This window comes from Novosphingobium sp. BL-S-32, from assembly GCF_056857055.1.
Map to the genome: position 1 here is coordinate 3,045,577 of NZ_CM166476.1, position 25,492 is coordinate 3,071,068.

At 66.2% G+C, this 25,492-nt stretch carries 23 protein-coding genes and 1 tRNA gene; 22 read left to right on the forward strand and 2 right to left on the reverse strand.

Annotated elements, in window-relative coordinates:
• Positions 1–4: 4 nt before the first annotated feature.
• The 20 genes from murD (at position 5) to AC1VVK_RS14535 (ending at position 22,356) form a co-directional block, all read left to right on the forward strand.
• On the forward strand, positions 5–1,351 hold the full coding sequence (murD, locus tag AC1VVK_RS14440) for a UDP-N-acetylmuramoyl-L-alanine--D-glutamate ligase (protein WP_482903509.1): 1,347 nt from the start codon (positions 5–7) through the stop codon (positions 1,349–1,351).
• 1 nt (position 1,352) lies between these two features.
• Complete coding sequence (locus AC1VVK_RS14445; protein ID WP_132389354.1) at positions 1,353–2,552, forward strand: FtsW/RodA/SpoVE family cell cycle protein; 1,200 nt, start codon at positions 1,353–1,355, stop codon at positions 2,550–2,552.
• Complete coding sequence (gene murG, locus AC1VVK_RS14450) at positions 2,549–3,733, forward strand: undecaprenyldiphospho-muramoylpentapeptide beta-N-acetylglucosaminyltransferase (RefSeq protein WP_482903510.1); 1,185 nt, start codon at positions 2,549–2,551, stop codon at positions 3,731–3,733. The genes AC1VVK_RS14445 and murG overlap by 4 nt, the downstream gene beginning before the upstream one ends.
• Positions 3,734–3,848: 115 nt before the next feature.
• Positions 3,849–5,270: a UDP-N-acetylmuramate--L-alanine ligase gene (gene murC / locus AC1VVK_RS14455; protein WP_132389358.1), complete on the forward strand. Its 1,422-nt coding sequence runs from the start codon at positions 3,849–3,851 to the stop codon at positions 5,268–5,270.
• Between the two features lie 112 nt (positions 5,271–5,382).
• Complete coding sequence (gene murB / locus AC1VVK_RS14460; RefSeq protein ID WP_482903511.1) at positions 5,383–6,291, forward strand: UDP-N-acetylmuramate dehydrogenase; 909 nt, start codon at positions 5,383–5,385, stop codon at positions 6,289–6,291.
• 9 nt (positions 6,292–6,300) lie between these two features.
• A complete protein-coding gene (locus tag AC1VVK_RS14465) occupies positions 6,301–7,263 on the forward strand; it encodes a D-alanine--D-alanine ligase (RefSeq protein ID WP_482903512.1) in 963 nt (320 codons plus the stop codon).
• Positions 7,260–8,261 carry a cell division protein FtsQ/DivIB gene (locus AC1VVK_RS14470; RefSeq protein ID WP_482903513.1) on the forward strand — a complete coding sequence of 334 codons (1,002 nt, stop codon included), beginning with the start codon at positions 7,260–7,262 and terminating at the stop codon, positions 8,259–8,261. The genes AC1VVK_RS14465 and AC1VVK_RS14470 overlap by 4 nt, the downstream gene beginning before the upstream one ends.
• On the forward strand, positions 8,261–9,541 hold the full coding sequence (ftsA, locus tag AC1VVK_RS14475) for a cell division protein FtsA (RefSeq protein ID WP_132389368.1): 1,281 nt from the start codon (positions 8,261–8,263) through the stop codon (positions 9,539–9,541). The genes AC1VVK_RS14470 and ftsA overlap by 1 nt, the downstream gene beginning before the upstream one ends.
• Positions 9,542–9,701: 160 nt before the next feature.
• Positions 9,702–11,291, forward strand: a complete 1,590-nt coding sequence (gene ftsZ / locus AC1VVK_RS14480; RefSeq protein WP_482903514.1) for a cell division protein FtsZ — start codon at positions 9,702–9,704, stop codon at positions 11,289–11,291.
• Positions 11,292–11,495: 204 nt separating this feature from the next.
• Positions 11,496–13,628: an SPOR domain-containing protein gene (locus AC1VVK_RS14485; RefSeq protein ID WP_482903515.1), complete on the forward strand. Its 2,133-nt coding sequence runs from the start codon at positions 11,496–11,498 to the stop codon at positions 13,626–13,628.
• Positions 13,629–13,829: 201 nt separating this feature from the next.
• Positions 13,830–14,336 (forward strand): type III secretion system chaperone family protein, encoded by a 507-nt coding sequence (locus AC1VVK_RS14490; protein WP_482903516.1) that lies wholly within the window; start codon positions 13,830–13,832, stop codon positions 14,334–14,336.
• A 137-nt stretch (positions 14,337–14,473) separates the two neighbouring features.
• A complete protein-coding gene (locus AC1VVK_RS14495; RefSeq protein WP_482903517.1) occupies positions 14,474–15,283 on the forward strand; it encodes a pyrroline-5-carboxylate reductase family protein in 810 nt (269 codons plus the stop codon).
• A 206-nt stretch (positions 15,284–15,489) separates the two neighbouring features.
• Positions 15,490–16,230, forward strand: coding sequence for a Bax inhibitor-1/YccA family protein (locus AC1VVK_RS14500; protein ID WP_132389376.1), 741 nt, complete (start codon positions 15,490–15,492; stop codon positions 16,228–16,230).
• Positions 16,231–16,338: 108 nt separating this feature from the next.
• Positions 16,339–17,106, forward strand: coding sequence for a hypothetical protein (locus AC1VVK_RS14505; protein ID WP_132389378.1), 768 nt, complete (start codon positions 16,339–16,341; stop codon positions 17,104–17,106).
• Positions 17,107–17,325: 219 nt separating this feature from the next.
• Positions 17,326–17,401 (forward strand) — tRNA-Ala (locus tag AC1VVK_RS14510).
• A 145-nt stretch (positions 17,402–17,546) separates the two neighbouring features.
• Entirely contained in the window at positions 17,547–18,602 is a 1,056-nt protein-coding gene (obgE, locus tag AC1VVK_RS14515; RefSeq protein ID WP_132389380.1) for a GTPase ObgE, read from the forward strand.
• The gene (locus AC1VVK_RS14520; protein WP_482903518.1) at positions 18,587–19,147 is read left to right on the forward strand and encodes a P-loop NTPase family protein; all 561 of its coding nucleotides are present in this window, start codon (positions 18,587–18,589) and stop codon (positions 19,145–19,147) included. Before obgE ends, AC1VVK_RS14520 begins: the two co-directional genes overlap by 16 nt.
• 42 nt (positions 19,148–19,189) lie before the next feature.
• Positions 19,190–20,134 carry a DMT family transporter gene (locus AC1VVK_RS14525; protein ID WP_482903519.1) on the forward strand — a complete coding sequence of 315 codons (945 nt, stop codon included), beginning with the start codon at positions 19,190–19,192 and terminating at the stop codon, positions 20,132–20,134.
• A 114-nt stretch (positions 20,135–20,248) separates the two neighbouring features.
• Positions 20,249–21,397 (forward strand): glutamate 5-kinase, encoded by a 1,149-nt coding sequence (gene proB / locus AC1VVK_RS14530; RefSeq protein ID WP_482903520.1) that lies wholly within the window; start codon positions 20,249–20,251, stop codon positions 21,395–21,397.
• Positions 21,394–22,356: an NAD-dependent epimerase/dehydratase family protein gene (locus AC1VVK_RS14535; RefSeq protein WP_482903521.1), complete on the forward strand. Its 963-nt coding sequence runs from the start codon at positions 21,394–21,396 to the stop codon at positions 22,354–22,356. The genes proB and AC1VVK_RS14535 overlap by 4 nt, the downstream gene beginning before the upstream one ends.
• 6 nt (positions 22,357–22,362) lie before the next feature.
• On the opposite strand, the gene fahA is transcribed toward AC1VVK_RS14535, so the two are convergent.
• Both fahA and AC1VVK_RS14545 read right to left on the reverse strand, forming a co-directional pair.
• A complete protein-coding gene (fahA, locus tag AC1VVK_RS14540; protein WP_482903522.1) occupies positions 22,363–23,679 on the reverse strand; it encodes a fumarylacetoacetase in 1,317 nt (438 codons plus the stop codon).
• A 71-nt stretch (positions 23,680–23,750) separates the two neighbouring features.
• Positions 23,751–24,503 (reverse strand): energy transducer TonB, encoded by a 753-nt coding sequence (locus AC1VVK_RS14545; RefSeq protein WP_482903523.1) that lies wholly within the window; start codon positions 24,501–24,503, stop codon positions 23,751–23,753.
• A 147-nt stretch (positions 24,504–24,650) separates the two neighbouring features.
• Here AC1VVK_RS14545 and AC1VVK_RS14550 point away from each other — a divergent pair, with 147 nt between their 5' ends.
• Both AC1VVK_RS14550 and AC1VVK_RS14555 read left to right on the forward strand, forming a co-directional pair.
• Positions 24,651–24,920 (forward strand): GlsB/YeaQ/YmgE family stress response membrane protein, encoded by a 270-nt coding sequence (locus tag AC1VVK_RS14550; protein WP_132389386.1) that lies wholly within the window; start codon positions 24,651–24,653, stop codon positions 24,918–24,920.
• 71 nt (positions 24,921–24,991) lie between these two features.
• Positions 24,992–25,297, forward strand: a complete 306-nt coding sequence (locus AC1VVK_RS14555) for a hypothetical protein (protein ID WP_132389622.1) — start codon at positions 24,992–24,994, stop codon at positions 25,295–25,297.
• Positions 25,298–25,492: the final 195 nt, after the last annotated feature.

Consider the following 25,492-nt stretch of genomic DNA (forward strand, 5'->3'; position numbering starts at 1 on the left):
GCGCGTGATCGTTTCTCCCGCCTTCGCCGGAAAGCATTACGCGGTCCTCGGCCTTGCCCGATCCGGCCTTGCCGTGGTCGAGACGCTGCTGGCCAGCGGCGCGCATGTCATGGCCTGGGACGCGCGCGACGAGCCGCGCCAGCTGATCGCCGGCCGCGCGGAGCTGGCCGATCCCGTCACGGCGGATCTTACCGGCTATGACGGGGTGATCGTTTCGCCCGGCGTGCCGCTCAACACGCATCCCATCGCCGAAGCCGCGCGCCGTTATGGCGTGCCGGTGATCGGCGATATCGAGCTGTTCGCGCTCGCCCGCGCCAGCCTGCCTGCGCACCGCGTGATCGGGATCACCGGCACCAACGGCAAGTCGACCACCACGTCGCTCGTCCAGCACTTGCTCAAGTCGGCCGGCGTCGATTCGCGCGTGGGCGGCAACATTGGCGTGCCCGTGCTCTCCGCCGATCCGCTGCCCGAGGGCGGGGTCTATGTGCTCGAACTGTCGAGCTACCAGATCGACCTGACCCGCAGTCTCGACTGCGATGTCGCCGCGCTGCTCAACATCACGCCCGACCATCTCGACCGTTACGAGAGCTTTGCGGCCTACGCGGCGGCCAAGGCGCGCCTCTTCGCGATGCAGGATGCGTACCGCCCCGCCGTGTTCGGCACCGGCGATGCCGAGACGGCGGACATTGCCGCAGTCGAGAGCGCCCGCCGCGAACCCGGTCTCGTGCGCGAGGTGGACGGCCACGATATCGCCGCGCTCCAGAAGAACTGGCCATCGCTGCAAGGTCCGCACAACCTCCAGAATGCCGCCGTCGCTGTCGCCATTGTCGAGGCGCTGGGCATTCCGGCCGCCAAGTGGAAGCCGGCGCTGCGCAAGTTCCGGGGCCTGCCGCACCGCATGGAGCGCGTGGCCGAGGCGAACGGCGTGCTCTACATCAACGATTCCAAGGCTACCAACCCGGCCTCTGCGGCGCCTGCGCTGGCGGCTTTCCCGCCCGATCCCAAGCCGCGCATCCACTGGATCCTGGGCGGTCTGCCCAAGGGCGACGACCTCGACGAGTGCGCGCCCTATTTTGGCAATATCGCCGCCGCCTATACCATCGGCGACGCCGGCCCGCGCTTTGCCGAGATCCTCGCGCCCTATACGCGCGTCCACCGCAGCGAGATGATGGCCGAAGCTATCCGCGAAGCCATGGCCGAAGCCGTTCCCGGCGATGTCGTCATGCTTTCGCCCGCTTGCGCCAGCTTCGACCAGTTCCGCGATTACGAAGCGCGCGGACTGGCCTTCCGCCAGATCGTCGAGGCCCTGCTGGAAATGCAGGGTACGGCGGCCGCAGGGGAGAAGCAGTAGCATGGCAACCATCGCGCCCGGGGCTGCTCCCGCCAATACTCGCTACAACCGCAACCGTCGCGGCCAGTTTGCGATCTGGTGGCAGGAGATCGACCGTACCGTTCTCGCGCTCGTGCTGATCCTGATGGGGATCGGCGCGGTGGCAGTTGCGGCGGGGTCCCCGGCCAGCGCGCGGCGCCTTTCGACGACGCAGGAACACCTGCCGTCACTTTACTTCTTCTGGCTCCACTTGCGCTGGCAGTTCGTGGGGCTCTGCGCGATGTTCTGGGCTTCGAGCCTTTCGAAGGACAGCGCGCGCCGGCTTGGCATCCTGATCGCCGGGCTCATGCTGTTCGGGCTGCTGCTGGTGCCGGTGGTGGGTTCCGAAGTGAACGGTGCCAAGCGCTGGCTGCACTTCGGCATCTCTATCCAGCCCTCGCAGTTCCTCGGCACCGGCTTTCCGATCCTGCTCGCATGGATCCTTTCGTGGCGCGCGCGCGATCCGAACATTCCGGTCGTGGCCATCTGCTTCTGCCTGATGGGCCTGCTGGGCGCACTGCTGATGGCGCAGCCGGACTTCGGCTCGACCATGCTGTTTTCGGGCACGTTCTTCGTGATGATCCTGCTGGCGGGTATCCCGCTCAAGCGCATCGGCATGTTTTTCGGGATCGGCATCGTCGGCATCGTCGTGATGTATTTCACGTACGCCAACGGCCGGAACCGCATCGATTCGTTCCTCTCGGGCGGCAATGCCTTCGACCAGGTGGACCTTGCCCAGCGCACGCTGTTGAACGGTGGCTGGTTCGGGCAGGGTTTCTGGATGGGCATCCGCAAGATGGCGCTGCCCGAGGCGCATACCGACTATATCTTCTCGGTCATCGGCGAGGAATTCGGACTGATCGCCTGCATGGTAATCGTGTGCCTCTACCTGACGTTGCTGGTGCGGGTAATGCTGCGACTGGTGGATGAGGAAGACCTCTTCACCGTGCTCGCCGCCGCCGGTATCGCCTCGCAGTTCGGCGGGCAGGCGTTCATCAATATTCTCGTCAACCTGCAACTCTTCCCCTCGAAGGGCATGACCCTGCCGCTGATCAGCTACGGTGGCTCGTCGACTGTCGCGATGTGCTTGACGGTCGGGCTTCTGCTGGCAATCACGCGGCGCAATCCCTTCATCAAGCGCGAGGGCTTCTCGCTGCGCGCCATCGGAGACATTCCTTCATGAGTCTGGTCAGCCGTCACTACGTTCTCGCCGCGGGCGGGACGGGCGGACACCTCATCCCCGCCTTCGCGCTCGCTGCCGAGCTGGAGCGCCGGGGCCATCACGTCGCGCTCATCACCGATGAGCGCGGCGCCGCGATTCCGGGCAAGCCCGATTACCTGACCGCACATGTGCTGCCACAGGGCCGTATCGCGGGGAAGAACCCGCTGAACTGGCTGAAGGGCCTGCTCGGCATCCTTGAAGGCAAGCGTATGGCGCTGCGCCTGTTCGAAAGCTTCCAGCCGACCGCCGTGATCGGCTTCGGTGGCTATCCGGCGCTGCCAACGATGCTGGCCGCACGCTCGGCCCGCATTCCGACGATCCTGCATGAGCAGAACTCAGTGCTGGGCCGCGTGAACCGCTACTTCGCGGGCAAAGTGGATGCCATTGCCACGGCTTTTGAACAGGTCGACCGGCTCGATCCCAAGCTGGCGACCAAGGTCACGCTCGTCGGCAATCCGGTGCGTGACGAGGTTCTGGCACTGCGTGACAAGCCGTTCCCCGAATTCGGCGAGGACAGCCTGCTGCGCATTCTCGTCACCGGCGGTAGCCAGGGCGCGCGGGTGCTTTCCGAAGTCGTGCCTGATGGCCTTGCCATGCTGCCTCCGGCACTGCGCTCGCGCCTCCAGGTGATCCAGCAGTGCCGCGCCGAGGACATCGAGGCCGTCCGCGCGCGTTACGCCGGCCACGGCATCCCGGCCGAACTGGCGACTTATTTCGAGGACATGGCCGAGCGTTTGGCTGGTGCGCACTTGTTCATCGGCCGCTCCGGCGCCTCGACGATTGCTGAGTTGACCGACGTGGGCCGTCCGGCGATCCTGATCCCGCTGCCCATCGCTACGGACGATCATCAGGCTGCCAACACGCGTGAGATCGTGGCCGCTGGCGGCGCCCGCGCGATCCGTCAGGAAAGCTTCACCGCGACTACGCTGGCCAAGCAGATTCAGGCCATGGCGCTTCATCCCGAAACGCTCGCCAATGCCGCGCATGCCTCGTGGAACTGCGGCTATCCCAACGCTGCTAGCGACCTTGCCGATCTCGTCGAGAGCTACGGCGCCAGCCCGATTATGGACGTAATTCGAATGGACAAGACCGTGCCCGCCAAGGGCGGCGAAGCCCTCGCGCGCAAGGGTGGCGTGGCATGATCCTTCGACCCTTCGACAAGCTCAGGGCTCAGGATGAGCGGACTTTGACTTGCTATTCCCTTTCGCCGCTCATGCTGAGCTTGTCGAAGCATGATGCTCAGCGCGAGGTGTCCCAGTGAAGGGCGTCGGCACCGACATCGGCACGATCCACTTCGTCGGCATCGGCGGCATCGGCATGTCCGGCATTGCCGAGGTGATGCACAACCTTGGCTACGCCGTGCAGGGCTCTGACATTGCCGAAGGTTACGTGGTCGAAGGCCTGCGCAAGCGCGGCATCAAGGTCTCGATCGGCCATGCGGCGGAAAACGTCGAGGGCGCGGCCGTGGTCGTGACCTCCACCGCCGTGAAGCGTGAGAATCCGGAAGTCGTCTACGCGCTCGAACACCGCATCCCTGTGGTGCGCCGGGCCGAGATGCTGGCCGAACTGATGCGCCTGAAGAACACCGTCGCGGTGGCCGGCACCCACGGCAAGACCACCACGACCTCGATGGTGGCTGCGCTTCTCGATGCGGGCGGGGTCGATCCCACCGTCATCAACGGCGGCATCATCAATGCCTACGGGTCCAACGCCCGCCTTGGCGAGAGCGACTGGATGGTCGTGGAAGCCGATGAAAGCGACGGTTCGTTCCTGCGCCTCGACGGCACGATCGCCGTCGTTACCAACATCGATCCCGAACACCTCGATCACTACGGCTCGTTCGACAAGGTGAAGGACTCCTTCGTCGAATTCATCGAGAACGTGCCGTTCTACGGCTGCGCGCTGCTTTGCATCGATCACCCCGAAGTGCAGGCGGTGATCCCCAAGGTGCGCGACCGCCGTGTGGTGACTTACGGTTTCTCCGCACAGGCGGACATTCGCGGCGAAAACGTCACCCCGGTTCCGGGCGGCAACCGTTTCGACGTGGCGCTGCGCCAGCGCGACGGCTCGTTCCGCCGGATCGAGGGCATCGAACTGCCGATGCCGGGCCGCCACAACGTCCAGAACGCGCTCGCCGCCATCGGCGTCGCGGTGGAGATGGGCTGCTCGGATGCCTGCATCCAGACCGGCTTCTCCAAGTTCGGCGGCGTGAAGCGCCGCTTCACCAAAGTCGGCGAGATCGCAGTCGATGGCGGTGCGGTCACCGTGATCGACGATTACGGCCATCACCCGGTGGAGATCCGCGCCGTGCTCGCTGCCGCGCGTGAGGGCGTGAAGGGCCGCGTCATCGCCGTGGTCCAGCCGCATCGGTTCACCCGCCTGCGCGATCACATGGAAGACTTCGAAGGCGCGTTCAACGATGCCGACGTGGTCTATGCGGCGCCCGTCTACGCAGCGGGCGAGCAGCCGATCGAGGGCGTCGATTCCGATCACATGGTCTCCGGCATGAAGGCGCGCGGGCACCGTTCCGCGCAAGTCATCGCCGGGCCGGATGCGCTGGCGGATGTGCTGGCGACGTCGATCCAGCCGGGTGACATGGTCGTCTGCCTTGGTGCGGGCGATATCACAAAGTGGGCGGCCGGTCTGGCCGATGCCGTGGTCAAGCGGAGGGCTGCGTGATCGGCCACCTCGCGCTTCGCCCATGTGCTTCGACAAGCTCAGCACGAGCGGCATTTCATGGTCTTCTGGTAACCCACTCCGCTCATCCTGAGCCTGTCGAAGGATGATGGACGTGGCGCAACCGCTCCTTCCTGAAACGCGGGGCAAGCTGACGGCCGATGCGCCGCTGGCCCCGCTCGTCTGGTTCAAGTCCGGCGGCGCGGCCGAGTGGCTGTTCGAGCCGAAGGATCTGGCCGACCTGCAGGCGTTCCTGCGCGATCTCGATCCCGCCGTTCCGGTCATGGCGCTGGGCCTTGGCTCCAACATGATCGTGCGCGACGGCGGCGTCCCGGGCGTCGTGATCCGCCTCGGCAAGCCCTTCGCCAAAGTGACGAAAGTGGACGACATGACGCTGGAATGCGGCGGCGGCGCCAGCGGCATCCTCGTCTCCTCGACCGCGCGCGACAGCGGCATAGCCGGCGTCGAATTCCTGCGCTCAATCCCCGGCACTGTCGGCGGCTTCGTGCGGATGAACGGCGGCGCCTATGGCGGCGAGGTCAAGGACGTGCTGGTCGATTGCGATGTCGTCCTGCGTTCCGGCGAACTGGTCACGCTGGTCAATGCCGACCTTGGCTACACCTATCGCCATTCGGAACTGCCCGAAGGCGCCGTGGTCGTCTCCGCCCGTTTCAAGGGCCAGTCCGGCGAGCCAGAGGCGATCCAGGCCGAGATGGACCGCATCTCCGCCAGCCGCGAGGCCAGCCAGCCGCTGCGCAGCAAGACCGGCGGTTCGACCTTCAAGAACCCCGAAGGCCACAAGGCCTGGGCTCTGGTGGACGAAGCCGGCTGCCGCGGCCTGACCATCGGCGGTGCGCAAGTCAGCGAGAAGCACACCAACTTCCTGCTCAACGTGGCCGACGCCACCAGTAGTGATATCGAGGCCCTGGGCGAGGAAGTGCGCCGCCGGGTCAAGGAAAAGTCGGGCGTCACGCTCGAATGGGAAATCCAGCGGGTTGGACTATCCGCTGAAAGCAAGAAGTGAGTTGATCTAGTGTCCCTTCCTAAGCTTCACGTCGCAGTCCTGATGGGCGGTTGGTCGAACGAGCGGCCGGTCTCGCTGATGAGCGGCGAGGGCGTGGCCAAGGCGCTCGAGTCCAAGGGCCACAAGGTCACCCGCATCGACATGGACCGCGATGTCGCGCTGCGCCTTTCGGAAGCGAAGCCGAATGTCGTGTTCAACGCGCTCCACGGCGCGCCGGGCGAGGACGGCACGGTGCAGGGCATGATGGACCTGATGGGCCTCACCTACACCCATTCGGGCCTCGCCACGTCGGTGATCGCTATCGACAAGGAACTGACCAAGCAGGCGCTGGTCCCGCACGGCATTCCGATGCCCGGCGGCCGCATCGTCGAGAGCGCCGAGATTTTCGAGCGCGATCCGCTGCCGCGTCCTTATGTGCTGAAGCCTGTCAACGAAGGCTCGTCGGTCGGCGTCGCCATTGTCACCGCCGAGGGCAATTACGGCAACCCGATCGGCCGCGATAGCGAAGGCCCCTGGCAACACTTCGACCGCCTGCTGGCCGAGCCCTATATTCGCGGGCTTGAACTCACGACCGCCGTGATCGGCGACCGCGCGCTGCTGGTGACCGAACTGAGGCCCAAGTCGGGCTTCTACGACTTCGATTCCAAGTATACCGACGGCATGACCCAGCACATCTGCCCGGCCGAGATCCCGGACGAGATCACGGCGGCGTGCAAGGATCTGGCCCTGCGCGCGCACCAGTTGCTGGGCTGCAAGGGCACCAGCCGCTCGGATTTCCGCTGGGATGACACGCAGGGCGTCGAAGGGCTGTTCCTGCTGGAAGTGAACACCCAGCCGGGCATGACCCCGCTCAGCCTCGTGCCTGAACAGGCCCGCGCCTGCGGCATGGAATATCCCGATCTGGTCGAAGAGATCATCGCTGAAGCGCTCGAAGACGCGCGCGCCCGCAAGGCGGCCAAGGAGGGCGGATGAGCCAGACGATCCGGCGCAAGCCGAAGAGCGCAAGGAAAGTCGCCGCCCGTCAGGGCACCAAGGCCAAGGTCCGCAAGGCCAAGGCGACCACGGGATCGACGCTCGACGCAGCGATGTCGTGGCTGCCTTTCACCGAAGAGCAGCTGCACAAGATTTTCCTCATCGCCATCCTCGGCGGTGCGGTGGGGCTTGCCGCCGTCGTCGCCAATGCAGCGGGGGTGCCGATGCTGGCGGCCGACCAGTTCGCGCACGTTTCCGCCAATGCGGGCTTCGAGGTGAAGCGCGTGGAAGTGCGCGGCGTGAAGCATCTCAATGAGCTGAAGGTCTACGAAAAGGCACTGGCCGAACGTAACCGGGCGATGACCGAAGTCGATCTCGACGCGCTGCGCGGGGAACTGCTGGGCCTGTCATGGGTCAAGGATGCGCGCGTCTCGCGCCAGTTGCCCGATACGCTGGTGATCGACATCGTCGAGCGCGAGGCCCACGCGGTGCTGCGCAAGGACGACCAATACGTGCTGATCGACGAGACCGGGCACGAACTGGAGCAGGTCAGCCGCAAGGATACCGGCGGCAAGCTGATCGTCTCGGGCCCGGGCGCGGGCGAGCAGGTGACGGAGCTCGCGAAGCTGCTGGAGGCGGCCCCCGCGCTCCAGCCTGGCGTGCAGGAGGCTGAGTGGATCGGCAATCGCCGCTGGAACCTGACATTCCGCACCGGGCAAGTGCTCGCGCTGCCCGAAGGCGACAAGGAAGCGGCGGGCGCGCTCGTCACTTTCGCGCGGCTTGACGGCACCAATCGCCTGCTGGGCGGCAAGGTCATGGCCTTCGACATGCGCGCGCCGGACAGGATCTATATGCGTGTGCCTGATGGCGAAGGGCAGCAAATCGCCGCAAGCGCCGGTGCCGTCCCCCACACCGGGGATCAGGCGACCGGCGCCGTGCCCCCAAGTGCCCAGAGCAGCCCGAAAACCGAAATGCCGGCCGTAGCGGAGGAGCAGTGATGGCAGGCCCCCGGATCACCCGCGTATTCGGCGCGGTCAACATCGGCTCCTTCCGCATTTCCGCGATTGTCGCGGGCATGTCCGAGATGGGCGACATGATCGTGCTGGGTTCCGGCCACCGCGCCAGCCAGGGCATCAAGCGCGGCTACGTCACCGATATTGCCGCCGCGACTTATGCGGTGCGCGACGCCATCGACCGTGCCGAGAAGATGGCCGACACCAGCGTCTCGAAAGTCTGGATCGGCTGTTCGGGGGCAGGGCTCGCCAGCCGGATCGACCAGTTCGATGCCGAAATCGGCGGCCGCCGCATCGAGCAGGAGGATATCGACCAACTGCTCGTTTCCGCGCGTGAGGTGATCCAGCCCGACGGGCGCATGGTGCTGCACGCGCAGCCTGCGCAGTACCGCCTCGATGGCGCGCACGGCGTTGGCAATCCCAAGGGGCTTCATGCCGAGCGTCTGGGCGTGGACATCCACATCATGCTGGCCGACGGCGCGCCGATCCGCAATCTGACCGAGGCGGTGCAGAGCGCGCACCTTGAGGTTGAGGCCGTTGTCGGCTCGCCGATCGCGGCGGGCTATGCCTGCCTCTCGCCCGAGGAGCGCGATCTGGGAGTCGCACTCGTCGAATTCGGTGCGGAAGTGACAAATGTGGCGGTCTATTCGCACGGGCTGCTGATCGACATGATCTCGATCCCGATGGGATCCGCCGATATCACCGACGCGATTGCTTCCGCTTTCGGCATCCGTCGCTTCCAGGCCGAGCGTCTGAAATGCGTCAACGGATCGGCCATCGCCAGCCCGCACGACCACCGCGAGATGATCCCGGTCAATGCGCCGGGCGAAGAACATGCCGGCCCGATCGCCCGCCACGCGGACGACAAGAACCGCATTCCGCGCGCCGAACTGATCGGCGTCATCACCGGTCAACTCGGTGTGCTGATGGAAGAAGTCAACAAGGCGCTCAAGGTGATGCGCTTCAATGCGCAGCGCGGCAAGCAGGTGGTCTTCACCGGCGGCGGTGCGGAACTTGTGGGGCTGGCCGATTATGCGCAGGCGGCGCTGGGCAAGCCGGTGCGCGTGGGCAGCGTGCCGCATTTGACCGGATTGGCGGAAGCCCATGTAAAACCGGGCTTTTCCACCCTCGCCGGACTGGTGCTCTATGCGGGCGCGGACCCGGTGGACATCCGCAGTTTCGGAAAGAACCGTCAGCAGACAATAAGTTATTCCGGTCTGGGCGTGGTCAACCGCGTCTATAGAGCGCTGAGGGAATACTTCTGACCCGTTGTCACCAGACCGTGGCCGGTCCGGCACGATTGGCCGCAATCGGCGGCTTCTGCTGTGGACAAAGGGTCGTCAAGCTTTGCCTCGATGAAACGAAGCGTGCAATCAGGCTAGTCAAGGTAAATGTCTTCGCGCACGGGCCTGCCAGGAGATCGAAATGAGCATCAACATCGGACCGCCGGCTATCGAGGAGCTTCGTCCGCGCATTGTCGTCATCGGTGTCGGTGGCGCGGGCGGCAACGCTATCGCCAACATGATCCAGGCGCAGATAGAGGGCGTAGACTTCGTCGTCGCCAATACTGACGCCCAGGCGCTCAATAATTCGATCGCCGAGACACGCATACAGCTCGGGCCGGACATCACGCAGGGCCTCGGCGCCGGCGCGCGTCCCGAAGTGGGGCGTGCGGCAGCGGAGGAAACTCTGCCTGATATCGAGCGTCTGCTCGATGGCGTGCACATGGTCTTCATCGCGGCCGGCATGGGCGGCGGTACCGGTACCGGCGCCGCGCCGATCATCGCGCAGGCCGCGCGCGCCAAGGGCGTGCTGACCGTGGGCGTGGTCTCCAAGCCGTTCATGTTCGAAGGCACGCGCCGCATGCGCTCTGCCGACGCCGGTATCGAAGAGCTGCAAAAGCACGTCGATACGCTGATCGTCATTCCGAACCAGAACCTGTTCCTGGTCGCCAAGGCGGAAACCACTTTCAAGGAAGCGTTCGAGCTTGCCGACGAAGTGCTCCAGCAGGGCGTGCGCTCGATCACCGACCTGATGATCATGCCGGGCCTCATCAACCTCGACTTTGCGGACGTCCGCTCGGTCATGGGCGAAATGGGCAAGGCGATGATGGGCACGGGCGAGGGCGAAGGCCCGAACCGCGCACTCGAAGCGGCCGAACGCGCCATAGCGAACCCGCTGCTCGATGGCGTGTCGATGCAGGGCGCCAAGGGCGTGATCATCTCGATCATCGGCGGCGACGACATGAAGCTGCTCGAAGTCGACGAAGCCGCGAACCACATTCGCGAACTGGTCGATCCCGATGCGAACATCATCTGGGGCTCGGCGTTCAACCCTGACCTTCAGGGCAAGATCCGCGTCTCGGTGGTCGCCACCGGTATAGAGCAAAGCGCCGAACAGGCCGAGATTGCCTCGCGTCCGATGTCGCTGGGCGCCAGCCGTGGTCCGGTCCGGCCGATGGTTTCGCGTCCGGCTCCGATGGAAGCTGCGGCGCCCGTGCGCCCGGCCATCCAGACGCCTTCGGCCTATACGCCGGCTGCGGCTCCGCTGAACCTGTCAACGCCTGCTCCGGCACCGGCGCCTGCTCCCGAACCCGAAGAGTTTGACGGACTGGAACTGGGCGCTGGCGAGGAACTGGGCGAGGTTCACGGCGAAGTCGCGGCGGACGGTTACGCCAGCCTCTCGGGCTTCAATGGCCAGCGCGCTGCGCCGCTTGACCTTTCGGGCGGCATCGAAGTGCCGGCGCCCGCGGTGCCGCAGGATGAGCTTCTGCTCGACGGCGGACAGTCGGTGCCCGCTTCGCCGCTGCGTCAGCGTCGTCCGGCGGCCGAGGCTGCTCCGGCGCCTGCCCCGGTTTCGGCGCCCGCACGTCCGACCGGTGGCGGCAGCACGCTGTTCGAGCGTATGACCAGCCTTTCGCGTCCCAAGGCGGCGGCAGCCGAGCCTTCGGCCGACGATGAGGATTCGGCATCGATCTCGATCCCGCGCTTCCTCGGACGCCAGAACAACCAGTAATCGACTTTGATGCGGGGCGGGCGGCTTTTGAGCCGTCCGCCCCGTTGTCGTTTCTTGTATCGTCGTTTCTGGCGGACCGGTTCCTTACGTGTTAGCGCGAGGTTCAGGTAACGGGCGGCATAGGCCCGCCCCGGAAGAGATCAACCGGCGCGCGGCGGCCTAGGGCCCCGCTCTGTCGCAGCAAAGGTATCGCGAAACTTGCGGGTGAGGCAGAAGCCATCGGGCAGGGTGTGGTCCGGCAAGAACGTCCGCGCGGCGCTTGCTTTTCCAATGCTTGCGCCGATCGCGCTGGTCTTGCCGCAGGCGGCGTCTGCCCAGAGCGCGCCCGTGGTGGCGCGGCCGGTGGTTCAGGCCATTCCCGGCGCCGAATCGCAGCGCCTCAGCGCCGCGCTTGCCCGTCTCGGTCGCAATCCGCGTGATGCGGCGGCGCTGATGGAGGCGGCCGATGCCGCCAGAGCCCTCAACGACTTCGATGCGGCCATCGGTTTCTATCGCCGTGCCGACGAAATCACGCCCGGAAATGCGCGCGTCAAGGCGGGGCTGGCCGCCTCGCTGGCCATGAACGGAGACCCGGTTTCCGCCATTCCGCTGTTCGCCGAGGCCGAAAAGGCCGGGGCCGCCCCGTCGCAGATCGCTGCGGATCGCGGCCTCGCCTACGATCTTGTCGGCGCGAATGCGACCGCACAGCACTATTACGCCACAGCGCTCGGCAGCGCTGCGGACGAGGAAGTGCGTATGCGGCTGGCGATCAGCCAGGCGATCGCTGGTGACAATGCTTCGGCGCAGACCACGCTGATGCCGCTGCTCCAGAAGCAGGACAAGCCGGGCTGGCGCACGCGCGCCTTCGCGCTGGCCATTGCCGGTGAGACGCAGCAAGCGGTTGATGTGTCCAATTCGATTCTGCCGCCGCAATTGGCGCAGAGCATAGCGCCCTATTTGCGGTACATGCCGCGCCTGACCCGCGCGCAGCAGGCCTCGGCGGCGAATCTCGGCAAGTTCCCGCGTGCGTCCGAGATCGGCCACGACGATCCCCGTATCTCTGCTTATGCGGTGCAACTCGCGGCCACCGAGGCGGCGATGGCGCCGCGCACGGCTCTGGCGGCGAACCAGACCGCCTCGCCCCGGGCGAACAGCCGGAGCGGACGCAAGGCTGCTACTCCGCTGGCGGCTGCGCGCACTGCTTTGACGCCCGGTGCCGCGCCGTTCGGCCCCGTTCCGCCGTCGACAACGCCCGCGCATGTCGGGCTCTCATCCTCGACGACTCCGCCCCGCACATCGCCTCCAGCGCACACTGCGTCGGATTCCGCGCGGGTCGCTCCGCCCGAGCCCATGCCGACGATCGAGCGCGATGCTTCGGGTGAACTGCTGCCGGTAATGCCGGGCAGGGCCGCTGCGGCTTCTCCGGCGCCGGCCGCCCTCGCGCCATCGCGTGCGGCATTGACCCCGGCACCTGTGCGCACGGCAGTGGCGCCGCCTCCGCCAGTCTCCTCCGTTCCTGCGGTGAACAGGACGCCGACGCCGGGCTTCGACCTTGCGCGCGGGCAGGGGGCGTCCGCCCCGGTTCCTGCCGCTTCGGTGCCCACGCCTGCGCCCGCAAAGCTCGCTGGCAGCGAATCGCCGCCGGAGCCCAATGCGCACCAGCTCTCGCTGACCGAAATCTTTGCCGACCTTGGCAAGCCGACGATGCAGGACACGCCTGCCGACGGCGCGGTCGACATCCGACAGATCAAACCGACCCCACCGGAGCCGATTCCCGCACCCAAGGTCCCGGCAAAGCCCGAGGCCAAACCGGACGCGAAGCCTGAGGCAAAGGCAACGGGCAAGCCGGACGCCAAGGCCGAGGCAAAGCCCGATGCCAAGGCAACCGACAAGCCCGACGCCAAGGCGGACACGAAGCCGGGAGCCAAGGGCGACACGAAAGCCGGCGCCAAGGGCGATACAAAGCCCGGAGCCAAGGGCGATACGAAGGCAGGCGCCAAAGCCGATGCGAAGCCCGGAACGAAGGGCGATGGGAAAGGCGATACGTCGGCCAAGGGCAAGAAGCCCGCAGCGCCAACGCATCCCAGCCGTATGTGGGTGCAGATCGGCGTCGGCCGCAACAAGGATGCGATCGCCTTCGACTGGCGGCGCAACCTCAAGCAGGCTCCGTCGTTGTTCAAGGGGCATGAGCCTTATGTGACCGACATGGGGCGGACCAACCGCGTGTTGATCGGTCCGTTCGAGACGCAGAAGGCTGCCAATGCCTTCTTGGCCGAGGCGAAGAAGCAGGGCTTTGCCGATGCACTGCCTTGGACCAGCCCGGCAGGGCAGGTCGTGGACCCGCTTCAGGCCAAGTAGCCGCCGATCAGCGTGCCCTGTGGACAAACCGCGGGGTGTGCTGGCGAATGCTCTGGTCTCTTGCGCGAAAGGCCTTATCCACACGCTGTTAACAGCCTAGTGCAGTTTTGCGCAGGCGATCGCATTCACTGGATTGTGCAGCAGGGGCAAGGCGAAGCATCCAAGCGGCCAAGCGTTGCGGAGGTCGGAATGTCGGAGATCATGAGAACGGTTCAGGACGATATCGACCGCGAAGAGGACAGCGCTCCCGTGGAGATGCTGGCAGCCCTTTTCGAGGCGCGTGACTGGCCCTTCGAGCTTGCCAGCGAGGACGAGATTTCCGGTGAGGTGAAGGGCGCCTGGGCGACCTATCAGTTCCAGGCGATCTGGCGCCCCGAGGACAGGGTGTTGCAGTTGCTCTGTCTGCCCGACGTGCGCATCTCTGACGCCAAGCGCGCCGCGATGTACGAAGCGCTGGCGCTCATCAACGAACAGCTCTGGGTTGGGCATTTCGATGTCTGGTCGAACGGCTGGGTGGTTCTCTATCGTCACGGCCTGATGCTGGGCGAGGATGGCCTCCTCGGGCCCGGTCAGGCCCAGACCGTCGTCGAGGCCGCGATCGAGGAATGCGACCGCTTCTACCCGGTGTTCCAGTTCATCCTCTGGGGTGACAAGACGCCCGCCGAGGCACTGGCCGCTGCCATGATCGACGCTGCGGGCGAGGCCTGAGCGTATTTACGGGGCGGGCGGCCGGTCTGGTCCGGCCCGCTTCCGTGTGCTTGGGTCTTGGCACGCATCCGGCGCTGTCCTAAGTGGCGCGCCTGTCGCAGGGGCGGCGATCCCGCGCCATGATCCAAGGAAATGATATGGACCGCTTTCAGAACATTCTGCTCGTCGGCTGCGGCAATATGGCCGGCGCCATGCTCGAAGGCTGGCTGAAGAGCGGTATCCCCGCGTCCCGCTTCACGGTGGTGGACCCCAATCGCGCCGAAGTGCCTGAAGGCGTGACCCTGCTGAAGGATCTTCCGGCGGAAGGACGTTTCGATGCCGTCATGCTCGGCATCAAGCCGCAAGGGCTGGATGCCGCCGCTCCGGCCATCGCGCCGCTGGTGGGCGCCGAGACGGTGCTGTTCTCGATTCTCGCCGGTGTCGAATTCGACAGCCTTGCCGCGCGCTTCCCCGATGCCGGTGCGATCCTGCGCATCATGCCGAATCTCGCCGTGGCCATCGGCAAGGCGCCGGTCGCGCTCGATTCGCGCGGACTTGACGAGATCGGCCGGGCGATGGTGACCGCGCTGATGGAGCCGCTGGGCACGCCCGAGTGGCTTGATGACGAAAGCCAGTTCAGTGCCGTCACTGCGCTGACCGGCTGCGGCCCGGCATTCGTCTACCGCTTCATCGATGCGCTGGCCTCGGGCGGCGTGGCGCTGGGAATCGAAGCCTCCCAGGCCCGGCGCCTTGCCGTGGCCATGGTCGAGGGTGCCGCGCAACTGGCAGCCTCTTCGCCGTTTTCGCCGGGCGAACTGGCCGACAAGGTGGCAAGCCCCGGCGGTTCGACCCGCGCGGGCCTGAATGTGCTCGATGCCGATGCTGCCATGATGAAGCTGATCGCGGCCACTATGCAGGCCTCCAACGACCGCAATGCCGAGATGGCTGCCGAAGCCCGTCAGGGATAAGGCGGCCTTCGATCGGGCCGGAAACAGGGCCGATGCAGACCATGAAATTCGGACCTGACCGGATTTTCGAGGCGGCGTCGGCGTCTGTTTACACTTTGACACATAGTGGGACAGCCGGTTTTCCTTGAAATGAAGGCGGGCGGAGGCGATATTCGCCTTGTCCGGGTTTCCGCGTTTGGCGGAGTACCCGTCTAAGGGAGTGTGACATGGCGAATTGGAACGACCCCCAGCCCCGTACGGGCTTCGGTGCGTCTCCGAGCCTTGACGGCAGGACAGGCGGCAAGGTCGCGTATGATACCGGCCTGCGTCGCTACATGCTGTCGATCTATAACTACATGGCCTCGGGCGTGTTGCTCTCGGGCATCGTGGCTCTGGGCTTCGCAAGTTCCGGCTATGCCGAGCAGATGATGTTCTCGCCGCTGAAGTGGCTGGTCATGCTGGCGCCCATGGGCTTCGTGATGGCGATGAGCTTCGGCGCGCAGCGCATGCAGACTTCGACGTTGCAGATGCTCTACTGGGGCTTCTGTCTGGTCATGGGCCTGTCGATGTCGACCATCTTCATGGTCTTCACGGCAACCTCGATCGCAACGACGTTCTTCGCGACGGCGGCGGCTTTCGCAGGCCTCAGCCTGGTGGGTTATACCACGAAGAAGGACCTGTCGGGCTTCGGCACGTTCCTGATCATGGGCCTGTTCGGCATCCTGATCGCGATGCTGATCGGCATCTTCGTGCATTCGACCGCGCTGCAGCTTGGCATCTCGATCCTCGGCGTGCTGATTTTCGCGGGCCTCACGGCCTACGATACGCAGATGCTGAAGAACCAGTACTACAGCCTGCGCGGCACCGAGTTCGTCGGCAAGGCGGTGGTGATGGGCGCGCTGCGCCTCTATCTGGACTTCATCAACATGTTCCAGTTCCTGCTGAGCTTCCTGGGCGACCGCAGGTAATCCACCGTTTTCTGCATATGGCTGTTGTCATGCCCGGTTCGATTCGTCGCACCGGGCATTTTCTTTAGCGGCGCGGCACGGTAGTTAATAAAGATCGAGGACATTGGAGTGAACGGGGTGGTAAACCTGAGCAAACGCGGCCTGGCATGGGGCCTTTCGCTGACGGCAGGTTCTCTGGCCGTCGCATTGTCGGGCTGTGGGCCGCAAAAGGTGGCCGTTGCGCCGCCGCCGCCGCCGCAGGCCGTCGTGATTCCGCCGCGGCCGATGCCGCCGGCAGGCGCACAGAACAACATGCCGATCCCGGCGCTTGCCGCGAACGGCATGCGCGCGACGGTCAATTCGGGCATCTCGCCCGCGCAGGCGCTGTGGAACCTGCGTTCGGCCTACAACGTGGCGGCGCTCAACTGCATGGGGCCTGATCACGGGCCGATCCTGGCGGGATACAAGGATTTCCTGATTCGCCATGCCAAGTCGCTGACGGCGACGAACAAGGCGCTCGATAAGGAATACGTGACCCGTTACGGCGCGAAAATGGGCGCCAAGACGCGCGAGACTTATCAGACGCAGGTCTACAACTTCTTCGCGCTGCCGCCGGTCGTGCCGGCGCTTTGCAACACCATGATCGGTCTTGCTGCCGAGCTTCAGACGGTTCCGGCGAACCAGCTGGACAGCGTTGCGGCGGCTGACCTTGCCAAGGCGGAGGCTCCGTACATGGAGTTCTTCAACAGCTACGATCAGTATCGCGCCGATCTGGCTGCATGGGAATCCCGTTACGGCGCGGGTTCGGCCGCTCCGCAGCTGGCGGCACCGGTGCCGACCACTCCGGTGGCGTCGGTTCCGGCCAACAAGTCGCAGCAGCAGGCGTTTGCCCAGTAATCTATCGGCGCAATAGTGCCGTGATAGTGCGAGCCGCCAGCCCCGTGTAATGCGGGCTGGCGGCTTGTTCGTTTCCGGTGGTGCAGGGAGGGCGGTCTTGCAAGCCGTTCTGGCGGCGCGAAAATTCCCGGCCTGCGATTTTTGCTCTTTCAACGCGCGGATCTCTTCGCTAAGGGGGCGCTCCCGGTGCGCTGCGTCGCTTCGGGGCAGAACTGGAACGGGGCCGTAGCTCAGCTGGGAGAGCGCGTCGTTCGCAATGACGAGGTCAGGGGTTCGATCCCCCTCGGCTCCACCAGTTCGCTCAAATCTGATCTGAGCCGGATGAACCGGTTCTACCCCGGCCCGAGGCGCGGATGCGCGACAAGGTCGGGTTTTTTGTTTATCTGGCGTTGAGGCGTTCGATCGCCCATGGCCGTCTTTGAACCCGCTGGACCGTACCCATGCACTTTCTTGACCAGGCGAAAATCTACATCCGTTCAGGCGGCGGTGGCCCCGGCGCGGTCTCGTTCCGTCGCGAAAAGTACGTGGAATACGGCGGCCCCGACGGCGGCAATGGCGGCAAGGGCGCCGACATCATCTTTGAGGCCGTCGCCGGCCTCAACACGCTGATCGACTTCCGCTACACCCAGCACTTCAAGGCCCCGCGCGGCGGCCATGGCATGGGCAAGAACCGCAATGGCGCGGCGGGCAAGGACCTTGTCATCAAGGTGCCGGTGGGTACGCAGATCGTCGACGACGAAGATCGCGAGACCGTTCTGGCCGACCTTACCGAAGCGGGCCAGCGCGTGACGCTGCTCGAAGGCGGCATGGGCGGGCGCGGCAACGCCAGCTACAAGACTTCCACCAACCGCGCCCCGCGCCAGCACCAGCCCGGCATTCCGGCGCAGGAGCAGTGGGTATGGCTGCGGCTGAAGCTGCTGGCCGACGTCGGCCTTGTCGGCATGCCGAACGCGGGCAAGTCCACTTTCATCAACAAGCTCTCGAACGCGAAGGCCAAGGTGGGCGACTATGCCTTCACCACGCTGCGTCCGCAGTTGGGCGTCGTCATGCACAAGAACCGCGAGTTCGTGCTGGCCGACATCCCGGGCCTGATCGCCGGCGCCGCCGACGGTGCGGGCATCGGCGACCGTTTCCTGGGCCATATCGAGCGCTGCCGCGTGCTCGTCCACCTGATCGACATCTCGAACACCGACCCGGTCGAGGCGATGCGCATCGTCGAGGAAGAGCTTGAAGCCTATGGCGGCGAGCTTGAGGACAAGCCGCGCCTTGTCGCGCTCAACAAGATCGACCTCGTCGACGACGCGCTGGCGGAGGAATACGCCAAGGAACTGCTCAAGGCCGGTGCCGACGAGGTGTTCCCGATCTCCGGCGCGACCGGCAAGGGCATGTCTAAGCTGCTCGACGCGGTGATCGACTACCTTCCCGCCGCAACCGTCACCGAACGTCCCGACGGCGAGCGTGAAGAGGCTGACGACAAGCCGTGGTCGCCGATCTGACATGCAAGAGCGCGGCTGTTTCGCTTGACGATCTGGGGCCGCGCATCTGCATCATGGGGCCGTCGGGCAGTGGCAAGCCCACGCTGGCGGCGGCCATAGAAGCCTCGCGAGGGCTTCCGGCGATCCATCTCGATCAGTTACACCATAAACCGCAGAGCGACTGGGTCCCGCGGCCTTACGTAGAATTCGCGGCCTTGCACGACGCCGCGATTACGGGTGAGCGCTGGGTAATCGAAGGCAATTATTCCCGCTGCCTGCCGCAACGCCCTGCGCGTGCCACGGGGATGATCCTGCTCGAAACGTCCACGCCGACCAGTCTGTGGCGTTATGTTCGCCGTTGCTGGTTCGAGCGTGACCGCATCGGCGGGCTGGCAGGGGGCAGGGACAGCGTGAAATGGCAGATGCTTCATCACATCGCCGTGGTCACGCCGCGCAATCGCAGGCGCTACCGCGAACTGCTGGCCGATATTGCGCTGCCGATGGCGGTTCTGGCCAGGCCGGGCGATCTGAATCGTTTCTACAGATCCGAGCGCCTGACGAACTGATGGTGCTTTCTCGCGAACCGGGGAGCCATTAAGGCGTCGGCCATGATGGATTCGAACGTGAACCAGCGCAGGCCCGTGGACGGGCGCGCGGCTCTGATGATGGTTGGCCTCTGCGCGATCTGGGGAATGCAGCAGACGGCGCTCAAGGCGGCTGCGCCGGACATGGCGCCGGTGCTGCAAATCTCGCTGCGTTCCGGCCTTGCTGCGGTGGTGATCGCGGCGCTCGTCTTCGTGCGTGGCGAGGGCCATGCGCTGCGCGGCGGCACCTGGAAACCGGGGCTGGCCATCGGCGCGCTGTTCGCGCTCGAATACTTGTTCATGGGGGAGGGGCTGCGGTTCACCAGCGCCTCGCACATGGGGATCTTCCTTTATACCGCGCCGATCTTCACGGCGCTCGGGCTCCATTTCCGTTTGCCCGAGGAGCGGCTGAGCCCGTTGCAATGGCTGGGGATCGTCACGGCCTTTGCCGGTGTCGCGGTCTCGTTCCTGGGCGGTGTCCACGATGGTCCGGGACATGATTCGGCGTGGATTGGCGACCTCATGGGCATCGGCGCCGGTGCGTCGTGGGGCGCGACGACGCTGACGCTGCGCTTCTCCCGCCTTTCCCACGCGCCGAGTACGGTCACCACGCTGTACCAGTTGCTGGGCGCCTTCGTGCTGCTGGGCCTGCTGGCGCTGGCGACCGGGCAGACGCAAGTGACCGTCACGCCGCTGCTGGGTCTCAGTTTTGCCTTCCAGACCATCGGCGTTTCGCTGGTTAGCCTGCTCGTCTGGTTCGGGATGCTGCGGGTCTATCTGGCCTCCCGCCTTGGCGTGCTGTCGTTCATGACGCCTCTGTTCGGCGTCGCGTTCGGCGTGGCGCTGCTGGGCGAGCGACTCGAACCGGCCTTCATCGCCGGAGCGCTGATGGTCATTGCCGGTATCCTGCTGGTGAGCGGACACGAGATGTTCCGCGCCCGGCAGGCACGCCGTGCCGCACTGAACTGATCCCGCCGCAGCCACGCGCCACCTTCCGGCGTTGCGGCAGCGGGACAGGGTGCCGATTGTTTCGCAAGCGGGCGCTTTTCAGCGCGCGGCATTTCACCTAGAGGCTGGCGGCACATGTCCATCGCCCGTCTTCCTGAACTTTTCGATCCGAAGCTCTGCCCCCGCCTTGTCGTCAAGGTGGGCTCGGCCTTGCTTGTCGGCGCTGAGGGTGTCCGCCGCGCATGGCTGACCGCGCTGGTCGCCGAAATCGCCGAGGCGCGTGCGCGCGGGCAGCAGGTGATCGTCGTCTCCTCGGGCGCGATCGCGCTGGGCGCCGCCACGCTGGGGCTGGACAAGGGCGGGCGCGGCTCGCTGGCCGATGCGCAGGCGAGTGCCGCAGTCGGCCAGATCGCACTGTCGGGCCTCTGGGCCGAATTGCTGGGCATGCATGGCCTCACCGCCGCGCAGATGCTGCTGACGCTGGAGGACCTTGAGGAACGCCGCCGCTATCTCAATGTCACCGCCACGCTCGGCCGCCTGCTGGATGCGGGCGCGGTTCCGGTGATCAACGAGAACGATTCGGTGGCGACCGAAGAGATTCGCTTTGGCGACAACGACCGTCTTGCCGCCCGCGTGGCGCAGGCCGCGCAGGCAAGCGCCGTGCTGCTGCTCTCCGATATCGACGGCCTCTACGACCGCCACCCGAAGGAACCCGGCGCGGCGATGATCCCGGTGGTCGAAGGCGTCACCGCCGAGGTGCGCGCCATGGCCAGCGCCGAATCGAATTCGGGCATGGGCTCGGGCGGCATGATCTCCAAGCTTCAGGCGGCCGAAATCGCCGAACTGGCCGGGATCGCCATGGTGATCGGCAATGGCCAGTACGAGAGCCCGATCCGCCGCATCGTCGCGGATGGGATCGGCACGCTGTTCCTGCCGCGCGGCAAATCCGGCGCGCGCAAGGCGTGGCTGGGCGGACGACTGCGGCTGACCGGCACGATCCGCGTCGACGACGGCGCCGCTGCTGCCCTGCTGCGCGGCTCCAGCCTGCTCGCCAAGGGCGTTACCGGTGTGGACGGCACTTTCGAGCGCGGCGACGCGGTCGCAGTGGCGGATGCTGCGGGCCACGTCATCGCCCATGGGCTTTCCGAATATGCCGCCGGTGAATGCGCGGCGATCCAGGGCCTGCATTCCAGCGATCAGGCCGCCGTGCTCGGCTACGCGCCGCGCTCCTCGGTCGTCCACCGCGACCAGATGGTGCTGAAGGCGCGACCGGAAAAGGCATGAGCCGTGCAAAGACCATGAACCAGAGCGATCGTCCCGTCATCGCGCTAACCGGCGCCACCGGCTTCGTCGGCCAGTCCGTGCTCGAAGAGGCGGTGCGGGCGGGCTATCACGTGCGCGCGCTGACCCGGCGCGAGCAGCCCGCGAATCCCTTGCTCGATCCCCACGTTACCTGGGTACGCGGCGAACTGCGCGATACCGCGTCGCTCTCCCTGCTCACGCGCGGGGCCGAGGCGGTGGTGCATGTGGCGGGCGTCGTCAACGCGCCCGATGCCGCCGGGTTCGAGGCGGGCAATGTTACAGGCACGCTCAACCTGATCGAGACGGCAGTGATCAAGGGCATCGCCCGGTTCATCCATGTCTCTTCGCTTTCGGCGCGCGAGCCGCAGCTTTCGGCCTATGGCGCGTCCAAGGCGCGGGCGGAGAAGCTGGTCATGGCCAGCCCGCTCGAGTGGACCATCGTGCGTCCTCCGGCGATCTACGGCCCGCGCGACAAGGAAATGTTCGAGCTGTTCCGTTCTGCCCGCTGGGGCGTGGTTCCGGTGCCGAAGCAGGGGCGGGCCTCGATGATCCATGTCGAGGATCTCGCGCGGCTGCTGGTGGCGCTGGTTCCCGGCGGCGAGCCGGTGACCGGGCGCATCTTCGAACCCGACGACGGCCGGACCGAAGGCTGGTCTCACGAAGAGATGGCGCGGGCGATCGGCTTCGCGGTGGGCCGCCGCGTGCGCGTGCTGGGCCTTTCGCCGCGGGCGCTGATGATGGCGGCGAAGGGGGACAATTTCCTGCGCGGCGCCAATGCCAAGATGACGCAGGACCGCGCCGCCTATTTCAGCCACCCGGACTGGGTGGTGGGCGCCGCCGGACGTGTTCCGCCCGCAATCTGGGAGCCGCGCATTGCCACCACCGACGGCCTGCGCGCGACCGCCGAGTGGTACCGCGCGCAGGGGTGGCTCAAGGAATAGCGCGCTCTATCCCTGCACTGTGCCCGTGCAGCCGCCGAAGCCGATCGACACCGCGCCGTCGGCCACGAAGCGGCCTGCCAATGCCAGTTCGTCGCCGTCCTCAAGGAACGTGCGCGTCTCGCCGGTGGGCAAAGTGATCGGCTGACGGCCCGAGCGGGTGATCTCCATCAGGCTGCCCTGCGTGCCGTCGTCGGGGCCCGAGATGGTGCCGGTGCCCAGCAGGTCTCCGGTGTTCATCTCGCAGCCGTTGGAGGCATGGTGGGCGACCATCTGCGCCACCGTCCAGTACATGTTCGCGGCCGGGCCATGGCTGAGCCGGACCGGCGCGATGCCCGCCGCGCGCATTTTCGCGGTGGAGAGGAAGACTTCCAGCTCCAGCGACAGCGCGCCGCCAGCCTGATCGGCCTCGTCCCACAGATAGGGCAGGGGTTGGGGATCGCCCTCCGGACGCGGTGGCTGGGCAATCCGGAACGGCGCCAGCGCTTCCATCGTCACCAGCCAGGGCGAGACCGTGGTGAGGAAGTTCTTGGAGAGGAACGGGCCGAGCGGCTGATATTCCCATGCCTGCACGTCGCGCGCCGACCAGTCGTTGAGCAGCGTCAGCCCGGCAACATGGTCCAGCGCCTCGCCGATGGGGATCGGCTGGCCCAGCGCGTTGCCGGTGCCCATCCACACGCCCAGTTCCAGCTCGTAATCGAGCCGCTTGATCGGGCCGAAAGAGGGCGCCTCGGCATCGGGCGCCTTGGTCTGGCCCTGCGGGCGGATCACCGGCGCGCCGCTGGGGCGCACGGTGGAAGCGCGGCCGTGGTAGCCGATGGGGACGTGCTTGTAGTTGGGCAGCAGCGGATTATCGGGCCGGAACAGCGTGCCGATATTGGTGGCATGGTGGATGCCCACGTAGAAGTCGGTGTAGTCCCCGATCCGTGCGGGCAAGTGGAGCGTGGCTTCGGCCATCGGCACCAGCAGCGGCTCGACTTCGGAGCGGCCGGCACCGGCTTGCTCGGCCCCGCCTTCGGTCAGCAGTGCCGAGACCCGGCGGCGCAGCGCGGCGCGCGGGCCCGCGCCCAGTGCCAGCAAGGGGTTGAGACTGTCGGCCGAGGCCGCGCGGGCGGCGTCGAGCGCGGCACCTTCGACCAGGCCCGAGCCCGCGAGCGCCGCAAGGTCGAGGATCATGTCGCCGATGGCGATACCGCCACGCGGCCGCTCATCCCCGCGCGAAAACATCCCGAGCGGCAGGTTCTGGATCGGAAAGTCCCGGTGCCCATTGGCGCTTTCGACCCAGGAGCGCAGAGTGGGCGCGTGGGTTGCGTCGATCGTCGGCATGGGTGCTCCTCTCAAAATACGGTTCTTGGGCGGCTTCCTAGCGCCCCTGCGGCGCAAGGTCACGGGGGCCCTCACTCGGTGCCTGCGGAATTATCCCAGCCATGAGTCTCGGTCATGACGAAAGGCACGGCTTGTCCGGATGCATCGCGTGCCGGGCGAAAGCGGAAGCGGCGGGTGATGTGGTCGCAAGTGGCGGCATCGAGATCGGGCCGCCCGCTGGAGGCGAGCACCACGCAGCCGCTGACCAGTCCGTCGGTGCCGATGCGGTAGCGCACCGTGAGTTCGCCGCCCGCGCGCGCCTTGCGCAGATCCTCAGGCAAGTCGGAATAGAGCATCCGGCCGGCAGTCTGGCGCGGCAGCATGGCGACGCCGGAATTGAGATTTCCGCCGCTCCCGCTCCCGCTCCCGCCATTTCCGCCGCCGCCCGTTCCGTTGCCATTTCCGCCCGCGCCGGTTCCGGAACCCGCATCGCCCGTGCCGGTGCCTGCCATCGGTACCGGGAGGGGGGAGGCCAGCACCAGCGGCGGCAGCGGAATGGCGAGCGGCGGCGCCTTGCGTCCCTCGGCGGCAGGTGCGCGGCTGGCCGCATCATGCTTCGGGCGGGGCATTGAAGGAGGTGGCGGCGGCGGCGGGGGAGGCGGCACCACTTCGCGCGCTGGCAGAATCGCCACCAGCGCGAGGCGCGGGCCCGGAGGCGGCTGGCGCAGATCGAGCCCCAGCACCAGCGCCGCGAACCCTGTCGCCACGACAATCGCCGAGGCCAGCGCCGCCAATGCGCTCCGCGAATGGTCGTCCCGAATGATGTCCCATCGCTTCATGCTCATGGGAACAAGTTGCAGGAGCAATTGGTTTCGCCCGATTCGCCAAGCGGCCAAGTCGGTTGGAATACGACGAAATGTTGCTGCCGCGCAGGAACTCGCATCGTAGCGGCCCGTTATGTTGGTACTTCGACCCATTACGGAGATCTGACAATGACACTTCTTCTTATCCTCGTGGTCGGTGGCGTCATCGGCTGGCTCGCTTCGATCCTGATGCGCACCGATGCGCAGCAGGGGATTTTCCTCAACATCGTCGTCGGCGTCGTCGGTGCGCTGATCGCGGGCTTCCTCGTGACGCCGCTGATCGGCGGGGCGCCGATCACCAGCGGTAACTTCGATATTCTGTCGCTGTTCGCCTCGTTCCTGGGCGCGGTGATCCTGCTGGCGATCGTCAACCTGTTCCGCCGCGGCTCGATCCGCTGAGCATGACGGCGACCGGGGGGCTCCAAGCCCCCCGGAGTAGACACCAGAAAATGGGAAAGGATGCCAAGACCATGACCTCGATCACCATCATCCGCTCGGGCTCGCGCCTCGGCCTTGCCGCCGCAGTCGCCGCCGCCTCGCTGGGCCTTGCCGCGTGCAACAGCCATGCCGACGATGCCACGGAGAAGCAGGCCGATGCAGTCGAGCAGGCCTCGGACAACGCGGCCGATGCCATGCACGACCAGGCCGACCAGATGACCGGCGCTGCTGCCGACGCCATGGACCAGAAGGCCGAAGCGGTCGAACATGAGGGCAAGGCCACGGCCGCCGCGCTCGACCAGAAGGCCGACGAGCAGGCTGCGCAGAACCCGCACTGACATCCGGCCCCTGCCGGACATTCAGTTTCGGGGACGGCAGCGTGAGGGATGGCGGCATGTCCGCCGTCCCTTGCGCGTTCTTAATGTTGGCAATGAAGGCCTTGTCTTCGAAATGTCGACAAAATGTGCTTCACTGCCGGGGCTTGACCAATCCGGGCTTGAAGTGTCTGGCAATAAGACAGACATAGCCCACCG